The 19,218-nt window shown below is 43.5% G+C and carries 14 protein-coding genes; all 14 read left to right on the top strand.

All coding sequences use genetic code 11. The annotated features are described in order from the left end of the window. Positions 1 to 124: 124 nt before the first annotated feature. The 14 genes from E4663_RS19780 to E4663_RS10460 all read left to right on the top strand — a co-directional run bounded on the left by E4663_RS19780 (position 125) and on the right by E4663_RS10460 (position 19,203). On the top strand, positions 125 to 298 hold the full coding sequence (locus E4663_RS19780) for a hypothetical protein (RefSeq protein ID WP_158290476.1): 174 nt from the start codon (positions 125 to 127) through the stop codon (positions 296 to 298). A gap of 114 nt (positions 299 to 412) precedes the next feature. After that, entirely contained in the window at positions 413 to 2,308 is a 1,896-nt protein-coding gene (locus tag E4663_RS10520) for a PrkA family serine protein kinase (RefSeq protein ID WP_135327520.1), read from the top strand. A gap of 88 nt (positions 2,309 to 2,396) precedes the next feature. Continuing rightward, positions 2,397 to 3,929, top strand: coding sequence for a Ppx/GppA family phosphatase (locus E4663_RS10515; RefSeq protein WP_079480802.1), 1,533 nt, complete (start codon positions 2,397 to 2,399; stop codon positions 3,927 to 3,929). Between the two features lie 120 nt (positions 3,930 to 4,049). After that, positions 4,050 to 6,152, top strand: a complete 2,103-nt coding sequence (locus E4663_RS10510) for an RNA degradosome polyphosphate kinase (protein WP_079480801.1) — start codon at positions 4,050 to 4,052, stop codon at positions 6,150 to 6,152. A gap of 198 nt (positions 6,153 to 6,350) precedes the next feature. Beyond that, positions 6,351 to 9,224, top strand: coding sequence for a 2-oxoglutarate dehydrogenase E1 component (locus E4663_RS10505; RefSeq protein ID WP_135327519.1), 2,874 nt, complete (start codon positions 6,351 to 6,353; stop codon positions 9,222 to 9,224). Further along, positions 9,211 to 10,512, top strand: a complete 1,302-nt coding sequence (odhB, locus tag E4663_RS10500) for a 2-oxoglutarate dehydrogenase complex dihydrolipoyllysine-residue succinyltransferase (RefSeq protein ID WP_135327518.1) — start codon at positions 9,211 to 9,213, stop codon at positions 10,510 to 10,512. Before E4663_RS10505 ends, odhB begins: the two co-directional genes overlap by 14 nt. Positions 10,513 to 10,780: 268 nt before the next feature. Further along, the gene (locus E4663_RS10495) at positions 10,781 to 11,074 is read left to right on the top strand and encodes a hypothetical protein (protein ID WP_135327517.1); all 294 of its coding nucleotides are present in this window, start codon (positions 10,781 to 10,783) and stop codon (positions 11,072 to 11,074) included. A gap of 25 nt (positions 11,075 to 11,099) precedes the next feature. Continuing rightward, positions 11,100 to 11,753, top strand: coding sequence for a membrane protein insertase YidC (gene yidC, locus E4663_RS10490; protein WP_135327516.1), 654 nt, complete (start codon positions 11,100 to 11,102; stop codon positions 11,751 to 11,753). A gap of 146 nt (positions 11,754 to 11,899) precedes the next feature. After that, the gene (yhbH, locus tag E4663_RS10485) at positions 11,900 to 13,060 is read left to right on the top strand and encodes a sporulation protein YhbH (protein ID WP_079480796.1); all 1,161 of its coding nucleotides are present in this window, start codon (positions 11,900 to 11,902) and stop codon (positions 13,058 to 13,060) included. A gap of 89 nt (positions 13,061 to 13,149) precedes the next feature. Next, complete coding sequence (locus E4663_RS10480; RefSeq protein WP_079480795.1) at positions 13,150 to 14,667, top strand: potassium/proton antiporter; 1,518 nt, start codon at positions 13,150 to 13,152, stop codon at positions 14,665 to 14,667. Between the two features lie 258 nt (positions 14,668 to 14,925). After that, positions 14,926 to 15,738, top strand: coding sequence for a pyrroline-5-carboxylate reductase (gene proC / locus E4663_RS10475; protein WP_079480794.1), 813 nt, complete (start codon positions 14,926 to 14,928; stop codon positions 15,736 to 15,738). Between the two features lie 102 nt (positions 15,739 to 15,840). Continuing rightward, positions 15,841 to 16,320 (top strand): PH domain-containing protein, encoded by a 480-nt coding sequence (locus tag E4663_RS10470; RefSeq protein WP_079480793.1) that lies wholly within the window; start codon positions 15,841 to 15,843, stop codon positions 16,318 to 16,320. Continuing rightward, a complete protein-coding gene (locus E4663_RS10465; RefSeq protein WP_241657152.1) occupies positions 16,292 to 17,779 on the top strand; it encodes a PH domain-containing protein in 1,488 nt (495 codons plus the stop codon). Before E4663_RS10470 ends, E4663_RS10465 begins: the two co-directional genes overlap by 29 nt. A gap of 131 nt (positions 17,780 to 17,910) precedes the next feature. After that, a complete protein-coding gene (locus E4663_RS10460) occupies positions 17,911 to 19,203 on the top strand; it encodes an NCS2 family permease (protein WP_135327514.1) in 1,293 nt (430 codons plus the stop codon). Positions 19,204 to 19,218: the final 15 nt, after the last annotated feature.

Genomic DNA, 19,218 nt, shown 5'->3' with positions numbered 1-19,218 from the left:
GTCAAAAAATGCTAATGCTCTTCCTGTACCACAACAGCAGGGGTTTAAACGCTTTCATTGCTTTGCTGTTATGATTCTAAAACGTTTATAATAGTCATAAAGGAATAGTGGGAGGAGAGACACTATGAACCAAACCCTATTATCTAGTCTGTTTTTCTTCGGAAGTGCAGTCATTTGGGCTATTCTTGCTTTTTTCTACGAAGATTTCCGTTTATTGAATATTATTCTCTTTATCGTTTTTCTAGTGATGGCCTTGGCTGAGAGAAAAAAGTATCAACAAGGGAGGGACGAGCCCTGATAAGGGTTTGGACAAATTAAAGGGTCTTCGTACACGTAAACTACACATGTTTTCCCGCGAGAGGGCATAGGATATATTAAATTTCGTCTATTAGGACGGGGGAGGTCTCGCGAAGTGGACATTTTACGTAAAATACAAGACCACCGAGAAAAAGAAGAAGAACTGAAATGGGAAGGCACATTCTCCGAGTATCTAGAGCTTTTGAGAGAACGTCCATATCTAGCACAATCGGCACATTCCCGTGTATATAATATGATCAAGAGTGCGGGAGTCGAAGAAGATCATGATCATAAGAAGTTTAAGTTCTTTGATGAGGATATTTACGGATTAGATGAAGCGATGGAGAAACTGGTAGAAGAGTATTTCCATCCGGCTGCAAGAAGGCTGGATGTCAGAAAACGTATTCTACTATTAATGGGGCCGGTAAGTGGTGGTAAATCGACACTTGTTAATTTACTGAAACGAGGCTTAGAGCGATATTCTCATACAGATGAGGGAGCAGTCTTTGCCATCAAAGGGTGTCCGATGCATGAGGATCCGCTTCACCTGATTCCTCAGCACTTACGAAAAGAGTTCCAGGATGATTATGGTATTCGGGTAGAAGGTAGCTTGTCACCGCTCAATACGATGAGAGTGGAAAAGGAATACGACGGTAGAATAGAGGACGTACTTGTCGAGCGTATTTTCTTCTCAGAGGATAAACGTACAGGCATCGGAACGTTCAGTCCTTCTGACCCTAAATCACAGGACATTGCAGACTTGACTGGCTCCATTGACTTCTCGACAATCGCTCAGTATGGATCAGAATCCGATCCACGTGCCTACCGGTTTGACGGGGAATTAAACAAAGCGAACCGAGGGGTTATGGAGTTCCAAGAGATGTTGAAGTGTGACGAGAAATTCCTGTGGCACCTCTTGTCTCTTACACAGGAAGGAAACTTCAAAGCTGGCCGTTTCGCGTTAATCAGTGCAGATGAGTTAATTATTGCTCACACGAACGAAGCAGAATACAAATCATTCATCGCCAATAAGAAGAACGAAGCCCTACATTCTCGTATGATCGTAATGCCTGTGCCGTACAATTTGAAAGTGAGTCAGGAAGAGCGCATTTACGAGAAAATGATTCGTGAAAGTGATATCAGAGATGTTCATATTGCGCCGCACACGTTGAAAGTAGCTGCCATGTTCACGATTTTGACTCGTCTGAAAGAATCCAAGAAAGCCTCTATTGATGTATTGAAGAAAATGAGGCTATACGATGGGGAGATTCTGGAAGGGTTCAGCGATGTAGACGTGGAAGAGTTGAAGAAAGAACATTCGGATGAAGGCATGAGCGGTATCGATCCGCGTTATGTAATCAACCGTATTTCCTCTACGATCATTAAGAAAGAATTGACGTCGATAAGCGCTCTGGATGTGTTGCGTTCATTGAAAGATGGTCTCAGTAGTCACGCTTCCATTTCGAAAGAAGACCAAGAGCGATACTTGGATTTCATTTCACTAGCACGGAAAGAGTATGATGAGATCGCTAAGAAAGAAGTTCAGAAGGCCTTCGTATATTCCTATGAAGAATCAGCTGTCACGCTAATGGACAATTACCTGGATAACGTGGAAGCCTACTGTAACAAAGCAAAATTACGTGATCCGTTAACAGGAGAAGAGTTGAATCCGGATGAGCGCTTGATGCGGTCCATCGAAGAGCAGATCGGCGTATCGGAGAATGCGAAGAAAGCATTTCGTGAAGAGATTCTAATCCGAATCTCCGCTTATGCTAGAAAAGGGAAGAAATTCGATTATCAGTCTCACGAGCGTCTTCGTGAAGCCATTCAGAAGAAGCTTTTCGCTGATTTGAAGGATGTTGTGAAGATTACAACGTCCACGAAGACACCGGATGAGCAGCAACTGAAGAAAATCAACGAAGTGGTGGCAACCCTTGTTGATGAACACGGGTACAACTCAAGCTCAGCTAATGACCTTTTGAAATATGTCGGAAGTCTTCTGAATCGTTAATAAATCAAATGAAAATCCCTGCTTTCTCTTTCCGAGAGAGCGGGGATTTTGTGTTATAATAGCAAAAAAATGAAATGAAGGTGAGACGATGGCTAGAAACTATTATGCAATTATAGATGTCGGCTCAAACACCATGCGCTTAGTCATCTATTTAAAAGACAAAAGCGGACGTTTACGCGAAGTCGAGAATGTGAAAGCAGTAGCTAGGCTAAGAAATCACCTGTCGGAGGACGGAAACCTTTCGGATGAAGGATTCCGTGTGCTATTAACTACTTTGAGCAGCTTCAAAGAGGTTGCTTTTTCCTATGATTTAGATGAATTGGTCTGTGTAGCGACGGCGACAATTCGTCAAGCTGATAACAAGGAACAAATCATTCATGCCGTCTCCGAGGAGACCGGTTTTGATATGCGTATCTTATCCGAACATGAAGAGGCATACTATGGTTACTTGGCAGTTGCCAACTCCACCTCTGTTCAGGAAGGCGTTACGGTGGATATTGGTGGAGGAAGCACGGAAGTTACATATTTCAAGGACCGTAAACTCATCAATTCGCACAGCTTTCCATTCGGAGCTCTTACCTTGAAACAAGACTTCTTCAAGAAAGATTTGCCTACAGAAGAGGAATTCTACAAGTTGCGCCGCTTCTTGATGGATGAGTTCAAGACACTCCCATGGTTGAAGAAGAAAAACGTCCCACTGATCGGTATTGGTGGAGGTGCGCGTAACCTAGTGCAAGTCGATCAAAACTTGAAAGAATACCCGCTTGCTGGACTGCACCAATATAAGATGAAGGATAGCGATCTTTCTTTTATTAAAAACTACTTGTTCACCCTTCCGATGAAAAAGCTGCAAAAAGTGGAAGGTCTGTCCAAGGACCGGGCCGATATCATCCTTCCGGCTACGGAAGTGTTCCATTCTTTGTACGATACCATTCAAGCCAACGGGTTCATATTAAGCCGCAAAGGATTGCGGGACGGGGTTTTTTATGAACAGCTCACCAAGGATATGGGCACCTCCCTATTTCCAGATGTATTAGAAGAAAGCATCCATGAGCTCGTCAGCGACTACGACTTGAATATGAAACAGATCAACCACGTCCAGCACCTGGCCCATCAACTATTCCATCAACTTCACGAAAAAGGCCTTGGTTCGCTCAGAAAGGAAGACTGGACTGAGGTGAAAAGGGCGAGTTATGTCTACAATTTAGGAGATTATATTGATAGTGAGGCGAGTTATCAGCACACATTCTACCTATTGGCGAACCGCACGATCGACGGATTGATGCACATGGAACGCTTACGGTTGGCGCTTCTTGCCTCCTTTAAGAACAAGACCGTGTTCAAACAATTCTTGCAGCCATACAAGAAGTGGTTCCTGAAAGAAGAGAGAAAGAAACTCCGTCTACTCGGTGCATTGTTGAAGTTCTGTTACAGTTTGGACAGCACGCGTCGAAGCACTGTGCAGGACCTCCATCTTGCGAGTCATGGTAAAGATCTTCATATTACTCTTTACTGCAGTGGAGAATGGATGCCTGAGGAGTACCAGACAGAAAAGCAGAAAAAGCATTTAGAAAAATCACTAAAAAGGAATATCGAACTATCTTTTGTGGAATCGAAGTAAGTGGGTTTGTAGATCCGAACTTTTATAAAAGATTTACAAAAAATTAATACGCCCCTAATAGTGAGGTTATACTGCTGTACTATGTTAGGCATGTGAATACTTTGTGAAGGGTGTTGAACTATGTCGACAGAAGAGAAAACAAAAGAGCTATCGAATCCGTTATTTTATAACAACCGGGAGTTAAGCTGGCTAGCGTTTAATGAGCGGGTGTTAGAAGAAGCACTTGATATGGACAACCCTTTACTAGAACGTCTGAAATTTTTGGCTATCTGCTCATCGAACTTGGATGAGTTTTTCATGGTCCGTGTAGCCGGACTTAAAGACCAGGTGAAAGCTGGCTTTAACAAACCAGAGAACAAGGCGGGGTTAACGCCGAAACAGCAGCTTTCCAAAATTGCTGAAATCAATCATGAACTGGTAAGGAAACAGTATGATTCTTTTCAGGCGATGAAGCCTGAATTGGTAAAGGAAGATATATCGTTTTTATCTATGGATGAACTGACAAAAGAAGAGATCTTGCGCCTCGAATCGTACTTCGATGAAGAAATCTTCCCTGTATTGACACCAATGGCGGTGGACGCGTACCGTCCTTTTCCGATGCTATTGAACAAATCCATCAACTTAGCAGTGGTCATTCAGGATGCGTTAGACCCGACAGATCATGAGACGAAGACAGCAATTGTACAAGTTCCTGCCGTTCTTGATCGGTTTGTATCTGTGGATCATGAAAGCAAACATCAATATGTCTTGCTAGAAGAGATTATAAGTTATTTCATTTACAAGTTGTTCAAAGGGTATCAAGTGAAGACGATTACGGAATTCCGCATTACGCGTAATGCAGACATGACGATTCACGAAGAAGGTGCGCGTGATTTACTGAAAGAAATCGAGAAAGAACTCAAAAAGCGTAAATGGGGTGCTGCCGTTCGTCTCGAGGTCCGCAATGGAAAATATGATGATCAAGTCGTTGAATTTCTTCTGAAAGTGCTGGAAATTCATAAAGGAGATCTTTATATAACAAACGGTCCACTTGATTTAACCTTCTTATTCAAGTTCCACAAAAAGCTTGGAGACTTGAAAGACCACCTCACATACGAAACGCTCATCCCACAACCACCAAGGGATTTAGATGGAGAAGAGGATATATTCGAGGCTGCGTCGAACCGCGATTTGTTCCTTCACCACCCCTATGAATCATTCGAGCCTGTCGTCGATTTCGTATCTGATGCAGCTGATGACCCTTATGTTCTCGCCATTAAGCAGACGCTGTATCGTGTAAGCGGTGATTCACCAATTATAGATTCTCTGAAACGTGCTGCTGAAAACGGAAAACAAGTAACGGTACTTGTAGAATTGAAGGCTCGTTTTGATGAAGAAAATAACGTCCAGTGGGCGAAAGAGCTAGAAAAAGCAGGTTGTCACGTTATTTATGGAATGACTTATCTGAAGACGCACAGTAAAATCACTCTCGTTGTCCGAAAGAAGCGAGAAAAGATCGAACGCTTCGTCCATCTCGGTACGGGGAATTACAATGACCAGACTGCCTCCCTTTATACGGATATGGGAATCATTACCTCACGCAGGAAATTCGGAATCGATGCTACCGATTTCTTCAATTATTTGAGCGGATTCACAGAGAAGCCGAAGTATCACCATTTATCAATGGCACCATTCGATATTCGTAATGATTTCATTCGTTATATGAATAATGAAATCCGTTTCCACAAACAGCATGGAAATGGTCGTATTATCGCGAAAATGAACTCATTAACGGATAAAAACTTAATAATGAAGCTTTACGAGGCATCTCAAGCCGGCGTACAGATCGATCTCATCGTTCGTGGAATATGCTGTTTACGTCCAGGAATTAAGGGAATTAGTGAGAATATACGGGTTCGCAGTATTGTCGGTCGCTTCTTAGAACACAGTCGTATCTACTACTTCCACCATAACGGAGATGATCGTGTTTTCTTATCATCTGCTGATATGATGACTCGTAATATGGTAAAACGCGTGGAGCTTATGTTCCCCATCCATGAGCCGTCGGTGAAAAGCCGTCTCCAAAGAATTCTGTCCATCATGTTAAGCGATAATGTGAAGGCGCGAGAACAGCAGAATGACGGGAGTTATCGTTATGTGGAGGTCCCAGATAACACTCAGAAGTTAAACAGCCAGATGAAGTTTTTTGATATGGCTTATCGTGTTCTGGAAGATGAAGAGTAACAATTTTATCAATTGGCTGAAAAAAGTATAGAAAGGCGTACCACTCGGTACGTCTTTCTTGTTATAATAAAATTGTTGTGAAATGAAAAAAATTGCGAAATATGTTGAACCCGTAAGCGTTTCAATTCTATAATAGTACTTGGACTTGGAAACGTTTTCGAGGAAACATTAGCCAACTACTACTTGGGGGTATTACACGTGTCTAATCAAGGCTCCAATGAAAGATTCTGGGAAAATTTCCACGGCCCCAATATGGGGTACATTGAAGAACAATACGAGCAGTATGAAAACGATCCTAGTGCCATCGATCCTTCTTTGAAGGAACTATTCGATGAGCATGGGGCACCCGACTGGTTGGGCGCAGGTTCAACAACGCAAGCAAATGGATCCGCCGCACCGTCACAAGGGGATATAGCAAAAATTACCTCAGCATACAAACTTGTTGAGGCTATTCGTCGTCATGGTCACCTGCAGGCAGATATTTATGCCGTAGGAAGCTATGAGCGCGAACCAACCAATTTATTAGACTTAGAAACATACGGTTTGACCGAACAGGACCTCGAAAACATGCCAGCTGAGTGGGTGTGGCCTAATGCACCCGTCAAGCTAGAGAATGCGTTACAAGTGGTCCGTACATTAAAGGAAAAGTATGCAGGTACCATTTCTTTCGAATATGGTCATGTGAACAATGAAGAAGAGAGAGCGTGGTTGCAGAATAAAGTCGATACGGGCTCTTTCCAAGTGTCGATGACGGATGAAGAGAAGAAACAGCTGTTAAGAAGACTTGCACAAGTAGAAGGTTTTGAGAACTTCTTGGCAAAGACCTTCGTAGCACAAAAACGTTTCTCTATTGAAGGATTGGATATCATGGTTCCGATGCTCGATCACATGATTCAGTCCGCCTCATCTGATTCAATCAAACATATTATGATGGGGATGGCTCACCGTGGCCGCTTAAATGTGTTAGCGCACGTATTAGGTAAGCCATATGATCGGATATTCTCTGAATTTCATCATTCTCCAGATAAGGAACTTATTCCATCCGAAGGGTCTACCGGTATCAATTACGGCTGGACGGGAGATGTGAAGTATCACTTCGGAGCAAGGCGTGATATCGAAAATGGTGAACAAACAGCAACGCAAGTTACGCTAAGCCACAACCCGTCCCACCTAGAATATGTGAATCCGGTAGTAGAAGGATTCACTCGGGCAGCACAGGATGATCGTACTAAAGCAGGTTATGCTGAAATGAATCGTGATGAAGCATTCGGAGTGTTGATTCACGGAGATGCTGCCTTTATAGGAGAAGGTGTCGTTGCCGAAACTTTGAACATGAGTGACTTACCAGGTTACCGCACAGGAGGAACGGTGCATATCATTGCAAACAACCTTGTCGGGTTCACTACGAACCGCAAGAATGGCCGTTCTACAAGATATGCTAGTGATCTTGCCAAAGGGTTCGAAATTCCAGTGCTTCATGTGAATGCAGACGACCCGATCGCTTGCTTGTCTGCGATGTCATTAGCATATGAGTATCGCAAGAAATTCCACAAAGATTTCTTAGTCGACTTAGTCGGTTATCGCAGGTTCGGTCACAATGAAATGGACGAGCCTCGTGCAACGCAGCCGAGACTTTATAGCGAAATTGATGACCACCCGACAGTTGCAGCGTTATTTGCAGAACAGCTGAAGAAAGAATCTGTGGTGGGAGAGAACGCTCTTGAAGAATTGAAAGATGAAATCGAGAGTGATATGAGAGAAATTTACAATAACATGAGTGAACATGAAACGCCTGCACCTGATGTGAAAGATCGACCTAGCGGAGTAGAGAGTACGCTTGATGAAGTGGAAACCGCGGTTGATATTGAGCGTTTGAGAACCTTGAATGAGGATATGCTGAAACGTCCTGAAGGGTTTAACGGGTTTAAAAAGCTTGAAAAGATTCTTCAACGTCGCAGTAAAATGCTGGATGATGGAGGTCAAGTTGATTGGGCGACAGCGGAAGCTCTTGCATTCGCTACCATTCTTGAAGATGGCCAGCCGATCCGTATCACAGGTCAAGATACCGAACGTGGTACGTTCGCCCACCGACACATGGTCCTTCACGACGTCGAAACGGGGGATACTTACTGCCCGCTTCATGGTATTGAACAAGCGAATGCTTCCTTTGATATCCATAACAGCCCGCTGTCAGAAGCTGGCGTGATAGGCTTTGAATACGGGTATAGTGTACAGGCGCCTGAGGCACTTGTTCTTTGGGAAGCACAGTTCGGAGACTTTGCCAATGCAGGTCAAGTCATATTCGATCAGTTCGTATCTGCCGGACGTGCCAAGTGGGGCGAGAAATCCAACATGGTATTCCTTCTCCCTCATGGGTATGAAGGACAAGGACCAGAGCACTCGAGTGCTAGATTAGAGCGCTTCTTACAAATGGGAGCAGAGCACAACTGGACAGTAGCGAACGTTACATCGTCCGCTCAATACTTCCACTTGTTGCGCCGCCAAGCGGCAATCAGCAACAAAGAGGAAGCACGTCCGCTTGTGTTAATGACACCGAAAAGTCTGTTGAGAAACCAACGTGTTGCGGTACCAGGTAAAGAGTTCAGTGAAGGCAACTTCCAACCGATTCTGAAACAACCTGGTCTAACAGCTGAAACAGATAAAGAACGTAAGAAAGTGAAGACGCTATTATTAGGTAGTGGAAAAATGATGGTGGAAATTGAAGATGCGGTGGAAAAGGCGGATCAATCATTCGATACAATCAACGCACTTCGAATCGAACAGATCTATCCTTTCCCTGAGAAACATTTCGCTGAAATTTTGGAAATGTACCCGAATGTGGAGGAACTTGTCTGGGTACAAGAAGAACCTCAAAACATGGGAACTTGGTATTATGTTGAAGGTATTCTGCACAAAATGCTTTCAGAAAACCAGATTCACCGCTATGTGGGACGGCCACATCGTGCATCTCCTTCTGTAGGGGAACCAAACATTCACAAAACAGAACAAAATCGCATTATCAGAGAAGCGCTACAGATGTCCAAAGGAGGAAATTCAAATGAAGGAAATTAAAGTTCCTGAATTAGCTGAATCCATAACAGAAGGTACTATAGCAGAGTGGCTTGTAAAAAAAGGGGATCAAGTAGAAAAAGGAGATCCTATTTTAGAACTAGAAACGGACAAAGTGAACGTCGAAGTGAATGCAGATGCTAGTGGAGTGATCTCTGAGCTTCTTAAAGAAGAGGGAGATGACGTGGAAGTAGGCGACGTTATCGCAAAAGTAGATGAGAACGGCGAAGCTGGGAGCTCTGACGACTCTTCCGATCAGGAGGATACAGAGGAGCAAAAAGAAGAACCGAAGCAAGAAGAGAAAGAAGAAAAAGAGTCGCCTAAGCAAGAAGAGAAGCAAGAGAAACCTTCTCAAGATTCATCTTCTTCCAATCAGCAGAAAGACGTGATTGCTACACCAGCTGCACGTAAGCGTGCCCGGGAACTTGGAATCGACTTGAGTGAGATTTCTGCCCGCGACCCACTTGGCAGAATTCGTCCGGAAGATGTTGATGCCGCTGCATCTGGCGAGAGTAAGAAAGAAGAGAAGAAGGAAGCACCTAAGAAAGAGAAGAAACAAGATAAATCAAGTGAAAAGACAGAGTTTGATAAGCCGGTAGAACGCGTCAAAATGTCCCGTCGTCGTCAAACGATTGCTAAGCGTCTTGTGGAAGTTCAGCAAGAAGCTGCGATGTTAACGACGTTCAACGAGGTCGACATGACAAATGTTATGAACTTGCGTAAAGAACGTAAAGAAACGTTCCAAGACAAACATGATGTGAAGCTTGGTTTCATGTCCTTCTTTACAAAAGCCGTTGTCGGTGCCCTGAAAGAATTCCCATTACTTAATGCGGAAATCCAAGGTAACGAAATCGTCCAGAAGAAATTCTACGATATCGGAATGGCGGTATCTACTGATGAAGGACTCGTTGTACCGGTAGTTCGTGATGCCGATCGCTTAAGTTTTGCTGGAATCGAGAAAGGTATCATGGATGTTGCGACAAAAGCACGTAACAAAGAACTGCAGTTAGAAGACCTTCAAGGTGGATCATTCACTATTACGAACGGCGGTATCTTCGGTTCTATGTTGTCCACACCGATCTTGAACTCTCCGCAGGTCGGAATCCTTGGTCTTCATAATATTGAGAAGCGCCCGAAAGTAATGCCGGATGATACGATCCAGGCTCGTCCGATGATGTACATCGCCCTTTCCTATGACCACCGTATTGTAGATGGTAAAGAGGCTGTACAATTCCTACGTAGAATTAAAGAAATGATTGAAGATCCATATGACCTTCTACTAGAAGGGTAAGTAAAGAAACCGTCAGACTCCATGTCTGGCGGTTTTTTTAGGTTGTTGAGAAAGTGTAGCGTTTCGTTTTGTTAGCGTGTGTCATGGTATAGAAAACAGAGCAAGCTTTACGTGTTCTCTAGATTTTGTGTATAGGATTTGATGGGGCTTCAGCGGTTGGTGTTGTTGAAAGTGAGTTTATATGTAAGAATAGGAGTTGAACAAAAGTGAAACCATTGTCTTTGTCATTACGTATAAGGATTAAACTAAACGAAAGAATGGGATCATCATGCTGATACTATTTGATATATTAACAGGATCTTATGACGTTCTCTTCTATTCGATTCTCCTTGCTACATTTGTAACCATGGCATTTGGCTCAATAAGCTTCTTCACCTTCAAGGCGGATGCGTCCTGGAGGAAGGGGCAGGCGGTCCTTGTTCAGACAGACTCTGAACCGACGGGACATCGTCCGATTATTGATCAAGTGCTGCACCAACAGGTGAAGTGGTTGAAACGCACGGTGAGTCGACAAGAAGGTTCCGAGGATGACTGCTTTCTCTTTATTCCGATACACGATTAATCGAGAATAAAGAGGAGGATTATACTTGTTCCAGAATTATTTTGTACAACCTTTTACAGATGCACTCCAGTTTATTGCCGGCGTCTTTGATGACAGCTACGGCATTGCCATTATTGTCATTACCCTTGCGGTTCGCCTGATCTTGATGCCGCTCATGCTAAAAACGTATAAGAACAGTCAGGCTATGCGAGAGAAAATGGATGGAATGAAGCCTAAGCTCACGGAAATCCAGGAGCGAATGAAGAAAACGGAAGATAAAGAAGAGAAACAGAAACTCCAGTCGGAGATGATGGGACTCTATCAACAGCATGGAGTCAATCCGATGCAGATGGGCTGCCTGCCGATGGTCATTCAAATGCCTATCTTCATTGCTTTGTATTATGCAATACGGAGTTCTCAAGAAATTGCGACTCATTCGTTTTTATGGTTTAACTTAGGGCACACGGACATCATAATGGCTCTGATTGCAGCTTCTATATATTTCGTCCAATCAAGAATGACGTTGATGAACGCACCTGCTGAACAACAAGGTATGATGAAAGTGATGGGACTTGTTTCTCCTATCATGATCGGAGTCCTTTCCTTGAATGCTCCATCTGCCCTTCCATTGTACTGGGCAGCTGGTGGGTTGTTCTTAATTGTTCAAACCTATCTGTCTAAAAAATTATATACAGCATAATGAACAAGCCCCCAGGTTTTATACTGGGGGCTTGTTCAATGGTCAGAATATTAAGATAAAAAGGAGCCTCTTCTGTCGATATCTTTCATCCATTGACGTGGACCTGCATACGATAGAGTAACACTCACTTGGGAGGGAGAAATATTATGGATGAAGAGAAGAGTTTTGTTATCGCCGAAGACGACTGGTCCCTCCACAGGAAAGGCTATGACGATCAGAGGCGACATCAAGAAAAAGTCAAAGACGCGATGAATAAACAGTTGCCTGATTTAATAACGGAAGAAAACATTGTAATGTCGAATGGAAAACGTGTGGTCAAGATACCCATCCGTTCACTTGATGAATATAAGATTCGTTACAACCATGATAAGAATAAGCATGCTGGTCAAGGTGAAGGAGACAGTGAGATCGGAGATGTCGTAGCTCAGGATCCGAACGCTAAAGGGAAACCAGGCCAAGGTGACGGAGCAGGTGATCAAGCTGGTGAAGACTATTATGAAGCAGAAGTTTCGCTTGCAGAGTTAGAAGAGGCTTTCTTCAAAGAATTGACTTTGCCGAACTTGGATGAAAAAGAGAAAGATAATATCATTACAACGGATATCGAGTTTAGTGACATTAGGAAGACAGGGTTAACTGGGAATATCGATAAGAAAAGGACGATGCTCGAAGCTTATAAGCGCAATGCATTAGGTGGGGAAGCGTCCTTTGCACCGATATATCCTGAAGATATCCGGTTCAAGACGTGGAATGAAAAAGTGAAGCCAGAATCCAAAGCTGTCGTTATCGCTATGATGGATACAAGTGGTTCTATGGGTCAATGGGAAAAATATATGGCACGTAGTTTCTTCTTCTGGATGAACCGTTTTCTGAACAAGAATTACGAAACGGTGGATGTAGAATTCATTGCGCATCATACCCAGGCGAAAGTCGTCAGTGAAGAAGATTTCTTCTCCAAAGGGGAAAGTGGAGGAACGATTTGTTCTTCTGCATACCGCAAAGCACTAGAACTTATAGAAAACAAATATTCTCCAGATCGCTATAATATCTATCCTTTCCATTTCTCAGACGGAGATAATTTGACTTCTGATAATAAACGCTGCTTGGGGCTGATCGATCAGCTAATGGAAGTTTCTCAAATGTTCGGGTACGGGGAAGTCAATCAGTACAATCGCTCTTCAAGTCTCATGCAAGCCTACAAATCCATTGAGCATCCTAAGTTTCGTCACTATATTTTACGAAGAAAAGCAGACGTATTCCATGCGATGAAAGAGTTCTTCAGTGAGAAAGAACAGGAAATTCTAAGTTAGAGGAAGGGAGCCAAGCGGGTCACATCGCTTGGCTTTTATTATGGCACCCTTTTATAATAGAAACATTAGAAGATAAAGGGGTACATAAGATGATTCAGGAGATCCTTGAGTCCAATCAGTTCATCATGCTGGTGGCTTTGTTATTAATTGCGAGTGTTGTGGTGACGAAATTCTCATCCAGGCTCGGCGTCCCATCCCTTGTTTTATTTATTGCCGTTGGGATGATTGTTGGAAGTGACGGTTTAGGGTTCATCTATTTCGATAACGCTGAGATAGCTCAGCTTGTCGGGGTCATAGCTCTGATTGTCATTTTGTTCGAGGGTGGAATGCAGACGAAATGGCGCGACATTCGCCCTGTTATTGCACCATCGATCAGTTTAGCTACGGTTGGCGTCATTTTGACGACATCTATTGTTGCAGTTGCAGCCAAATGGATATTACCGATTACATGGTTAGAGGCGTTCCTCGTTGGTGCCATCATTGGTTCGACCGATGCAGCCGCTGTGTTCGCCGCTCTAAAAGGGAAGAATATCCGTGGTAAGCTCGAAGCTACATTGGAGGCTGAATCTGGAACGAATGATCCAATGGCCGTCTTCTTGACGATTATGTTCATACAATTGTTGACGCTTGATGGTGTGAATCTATGGTCTCTCGTTGGTTCATTCTTCTGGCAGATGGGCGCTGGACTTGTTGTAGGATTAGCGGTTGGCTACATAGCGAGTTTCTCTTTGAACAGGATCAATCTGGACTCCAGTGGACTGTATCCACTGTTTGCTCTAAGTTTTGCTTTCTTAGCCTATAGTGCAAGCTCGCTCATTCAAGCTAGTGGATTGTTGGCGGTCTACGTAGCGGCGGTTTGGGTAGGGAATGCAGAACTAGCATATCGGTATTCCATTCTGCGCTTTCATGAAGGGTTCGGTTGGATGGCGCAAATTCTCATGTTCATCATTCTTGGATTGTTCGTCTTTCCGACAGAAGTGTTCCAGCCTGGTGTCATGATCAATGGGTTATTGATCGCACTTGTCCTAATCTTGATTGCCCGACCAGTAGCTACTTTCCTGAGTCTGGCTGGTTTTTCTTACACTGCAAAAGAGAAGATCTTCTTGTCTTGGGCAGGATTAAGAGGGGCTGTTCCGATTGTTTTGGCTATATTCCCTATGTTAGCTGGAGTAGAAAATAGCCAGGTGATATTCAATGTCGTTTTCTTCACTGTCTTAATGTCTGCTCTCGTGCAGGGTTCTTCGATAACGTGGGTAGCGGAGCGCTTCAAATTGGTTTCTGACAAATTGACGAATCCGATACATTCTTTAGAGCTGATCTCTATTGGGAAAGCCAATGTGGAGATGATGGAATTTGAAGTGGCGGACCAAAACCAAATTGTCGGGAAGAAATTGGAGGATATGGAACTCCCAGACCGAGCGTTGATCAATGCCATTATCCGAGACGGAGATGTCATCACGCCGTTCGGACAAACGAAGATCCAATCAGGAGATACGTTATATATTCTTGTATCAAGGAAGAATAAAAGGGAATTGAAAAAGTTACTAGAAGCGGTCCATACAAACCAAATGGAGTCAGAAGCTGGCTTGTCTGACACAAATGCTTAGCGGTCTGTTTATAACACAACGAAAAAAGCCGAGCTTGAACAGCTCGGCTTTTCTCGTAGCAGCTATGATATTTTTGGTAAATCGCTATGATATGAAGAATACACTATTTATTATAGGGAATCGCAGTACAAATGTAAACCTCTAACAGCGAAAACGAGAAAAATTTACTAGTTCTTTACAGCTCGGTATAACTTCACCTGAGAAAGATTGTGAAGATGACGTACTTCCTATACAATAAGAGAACTAGGAGGGATGAACGTGAATAAGAAAATTGGTTTTATTGGTTGTGGACAAATGGGACAAGCGATGATTCAAGGTATGATCGGAGCAGGCATCGTAAAGCCCGGTGAAATTGCTGCGACGGCACTTTCTGATGAAACAATCGATTTTGTTACAGATGAAATTGGGATCCAAATTTCCACTGATAATAAGAAGTTAGCTCGTGAAAGCGATTTATTGTTTCTTGCTGTGAAACCGTATGTTTACCAAGGAGTCATTCAGGAGATTCGTGATGAAGTAGATGAGGAGACGGTAGTGGTGACAATCGCTGCCGGAATTACGCTCGATCAGATGAAGGCAGCTTTTGATAAAAACGTAAAGGTGATCCGGTCGATGCCAAACACTCCTTCCCTCGTCGGACAAGGAATGAGTGTGCTCTGTCCTAATGATTTTGTTACAGACGAGGAACTTGCAGACGTGATGGAAGTGTTCGAAAGTTTCGGTGAGGCTGAAGTAATCCAAGAGAGTTTAATGGATGCGGTTCCGGCAGTGAGTGGTTCATCACCGGCATTTGTTTATATGTTCATTGAAGCGATGGCTGACACAGCTGTGCAACAAGGATTTCCACGGGATAAAGCTTATAAGTTAGCTTCGCAAGCTGTGCAAGGAGCTGCCAAAATGGTGCTCGAGACCGGCCGTCATCCCGGAGAGCTGAAGGATGCGGTCTGTACACCGGGTGGAGTGACGATCGAAGGAGTCAATACACTGGAACAAACAGGACTTAGAAGTTCAATCATTCAGGCTATGAATGCCTGTACTAAAAAGTCTAAAGATTTATCTAGTGGAAAATAACATATCGTCAAAGAGAACAGATATGGCTGCAAGGTCGTATCTGTTTTTTTGAAACGAATAGTCATCCTATTACGTATGGAAAGAATATAGAGGTGGTCAATGATGAATTATGAACCTGCCCGTCAAATATCAAGAAGGGCATTGAGATTGTGGAGAATCAGTGGACTCATTCAATTCGGGATAACGCTAATCATAAGTATAGGACTTCTTGTCGCCATTCTAATATGGGACTGGCCGAGCTTTATTCTTTGGATTGCTGCAGGTGTATTGATCTTAGAATTAGTCGGAATGGTGTGGCTTTTTCCGTCTTTGAAGTGGAGAAGTTGGAGATATGAAGTAACAGAACAGGATATTGAACTGCAACAAGGGATATTCTGGATTACCAAAACATTGGTACCTATGGTCCGTGTGCAGCATGTGGACACAGAGCAGGGACCATTATTAAGAAAGTTCCGCTTATCAACGATCAGTATTTCAACTGCTGCAACGGTACATAAAATACCAGCACTTGATGAAAGAGAAGCAGAAGAGTTGAGACGTTCGATTTCGTCTCTTGCAAGGGTGGCGGAAGACGATGTTTGAACCGAAGCGGCTACATCCCATTTCTGCCGTGATCAACTTTGTCAAAGGACTGAAAGATGCCCTTTTCCCTTTGGTTGCTTTGTTCTTTCTGAATGGAGGGTTCAGTGGTGAGATTGAATGGATTCCTTTAACTGTTACATCTGCAATCTTGTTATTTATATTGGTTGGGGGAATCGTTCGCTGGCTCCGCTTTACGTACCGTATGGAAGAAGGCGAACTAAGGATTGAGTACGGACTGTTCATACGTAAGAAACGATATATTCCTATCGAACGGATTCAGAGCCTCGACTTCTCTGAAGGGATTTTTCATCGGCCCTTCCAACTGGTGAAAGTGTCCGTGGAAACAGCTGGTTCTGGAAATGACGGGGCAGAAGCAGAGCTAACGGCAATACACAAACAAGAAGCAGAAGAGCTCGAAGAAATGATCGCTCAGTATAAACAGGATCCTTCTATCAGTGAGGGAGACGAAGTAACGGAACAGGAAACGGCTGAGAGTGTCAGCACTCCTCTTTATGAAATGAGAATGAAAGAAATTATTTTGATGGCTATTACTTCAGGTGGTGCAGGTGTGGTGCTATCCGGTGTTGGAGTATTCTTCTCGCAAGTGATGGATGCACTCCCTTTAGGAGCCATTTATCAGGAAATAGTAGACTGGATTCAAATCGGTGTACTGATAGTAGCGTTTACCGCAATTCTAGTTTTAGCAATTGCTTATGTAATATCGATTGTCTTAACATTGTTCCGCTACGCAAACTTCAGGGTGATGATTCAAGATGATGATTTGATCATTACTAGAGGGTGGCTTGAGAAAAAGCAGACGACGATTCCAATTAACCGGATCCAAGGTCTCAGGATCGACGAAAATATCATCAGGCAACCACTAGGGTATGCATCAGTTACCATCATTAGTGCTGGTGGAGCAATCATGCAAGGGGATGAGAACCAATTAAGGTTACTTCCTTTCATCAAGAAAGCAGAGATTAGTGCTGTGATGCAAAGAATTCTCGAAGATTATACGATAGATGTTGAATTCAGTCGTCCTCCACGTCGTGCGCTCCCTAGATATATAGTGAGACAATCCTGGTTGTTCTGGATAGCGGTTATTCCGGTAAGTATTTATTTCTTTCCTTTAGGATTGTTAAGCATTCTGGTTGCTCTAGGGGCAACTGCTCTTGGATGGCTTGCGTACTATGACGCTGGGTGGAATCTCACAGGCAAACAATTGACACTTCGCAGCAGGTCGATTCTAAAGCAAACATTCATTATGAAAAAGCACCGTATTCAATCCGCTTATAAAAAGCAGACAATTCTTCAAAAAAGAATCGAACTCAGTCATATACAAGTAGCGCTGAAGTCTGGAGCAGGAGGTCAATTTGCGGAATGTAATTACCTGAGGGAAGATACCGTCGATCAGCTAATGGATTGGTATCAACCTGATCCGAAGAAGGTGACAGAGTAACGATATGTTACTCTGTTTTTTTGTGGGTCCTAAACACGAACATTAAAATTAAATGGTTGATTTTTGTTCGTATCCGTTATATGATGAGTCCTGTTGTTATTTCACCTTTTGAAAATAAAGGAGCGTTATGAATGAATAAATTTTTTCGATTAGAAGAGAACCAAACCAACATAAAAACAGAACTGATTGCAGGTTTTACGACCTTTCTGACGATGGTCTACATCGTAGTGGTCAACCCAGCTATCCTGTCTAATGCAGGTGTGCCGATTGATCAAGTATTCATGGCGACGATTATTGCCGCCGTTGTAGGGACTTTAATTATGGCATTTGCCGCCAACTATCCCATTGCGATTGCACCCGGGATGGGGTTGAATGCTTATTTTGTCACAGAAGTAATTCAACAGGATGTAAGTTATTCTGTTATATTCGGAGCGGTATTCCTCGCTGGAATATTGTTTGTCATTCTTAGTTTGACGCGTTTGAGAGAAATCTTGATTACGGCCATACCATCTTCCTTAAAATACGGCATCACATCTGGTATCGGGCTGTTTATCGCCTTCTTGGGCTTGCGTATGTCAGGGATTATTGTGGCTAGTGAGACGACATTAGTCACACTCGGCGATTTAACGACTCCGTCCACTGCTCTTACTGTACTCGGTCTTATTGTTACATTGATTCTTATCTCAAGGAATGTGACAGGCGGCCTCTTTATCGGAATGATCATCACCGGAATCGTGGCCTATTTTACAGGGCAGTTGCAGATCGAAGCCGTAGCATCAGTTCCCCCAGCGCCCGTTTTCTGGGACATTGATATAGCAGGGGTCATCAGCAATGGACTTTATACTGTCATTTTTGCATTCTTACTAGTGACGATCTTCGATACGACCGGAACGATGGTCGGTGTTGCGGAACAAGCAGGCTTTATTAGAAAAGATGGAAGCCTTCCAAGAGCACGTGCTGCCTTGACAGCGGATGCCACAGCGACAACAGTAGGTGCGATGTTCGGAACGAGCCCTTCTTCTGCCTACATTGAATCATCTTCAGGTGTAGCAGCAGGTGGACGTACAGGGCTTACAACGATGGTTGTTGCTGGATTGTTCATCTTGTCTATGTTCTTCTCGCCAGTAGTCGGTGCGGTATCAGGAGTCCCGGCCATCACAGCGCCAGTGCTGATCATTGTCGGTTGCTTTATGATGGAAGGGCTGGCAAAGGTGAACTGGGGATCGTTCGATGATGCCTTTCCTGCTTTCATCACCATTTTGATCATGCCGTTAACCTCAAGTATTGCGACAGGAATTGCGTTCGGTTTTATTACGTACCCACTACTGAAATTAGTAAAAGGAAAAGGGAAAGAGGTCCACTGGATTTTATATGTATTTGCGATCATCTTTATCCTGCAGATGATCTTCTTCCCAGGACACTAAACCACAGCTTCTAAG

Source organism: Halobacillus salinus, from assembly GCF_004684905.1.
Classification (GTDB): domain Bacteria; phylum Bacillota; class Bacilli; order Bacillales; family Halobacillaceae; genus Halobacillus; species Halobacillus salinus.
The sequence above is the reverse complement of the archived record's forward strand: the minus strand, read 5'-3'. Positions and strand labels throughout refer to the sequence as shown.

Bases quoted from the DNA above. Each gene is read 5' to 3' on its own strand.
- E4663_RS19780 (WP_158290476.1), top strand. From the start codon at position 125: ATGAACCAAACCCTATTATCTAGTCTGTTTTTCTTCGGAAGTGCAGTC.
- E4663_RS10515 (WP_079480802.1), top strand. From the start codon at position 2,397: ATGGCTAGAAACTATTATGCAATTATAGATGTCGGCTCAAACACCATG.
- E4663_RS10510 (WP_079480801.1), top strand. From the start codon at position 4,050: ATGTCGACAGAAGAGAAAACAAAAGAGCTATCGAATCCGTTATTTTAT.
- odhB (WP_135327518.1), top strand. From the start codon at position 9,211: ATGAAGGAAATTAAAGTTCCTGAATTAGCTGAATCCATAACAGAAGGT.
- E4663_RS10495 (WP_135327517.1), top strand. From the start codon at position 10,781: ATGCTGATACTATTTGATATATTAACAGGATCTTATGACGTTCTCTTC.
- yhbH (WP_079480796.1), top strand. From the start codon at position 11,900: ATGGATGAAGAGAAGAGTTTTGTTATCGCCGAAGACGACTGGTCCCTC.
- E4663_RS10480 (WP_079480795.1), top strand. From the start codon at position 13,150: ATGATTCAGGAGATCCTTGAGTCCAATCAGTTCATCATGCTGGTGGCT.
- E4663_RS10470 (WP_079480793.1), top strand. From the start codon at position 15,841: ATGAATTATGAACCTGCCCGTCAAATATCAAGAAGGGCATTGAGATTG.
- E4663_RS10460 (WP_135327514.1), top strand. From the start codon at position 17,911: ATGAATAAATTTTTTCGATTAGAAGAGAACCAAACCAACATAAAAACA.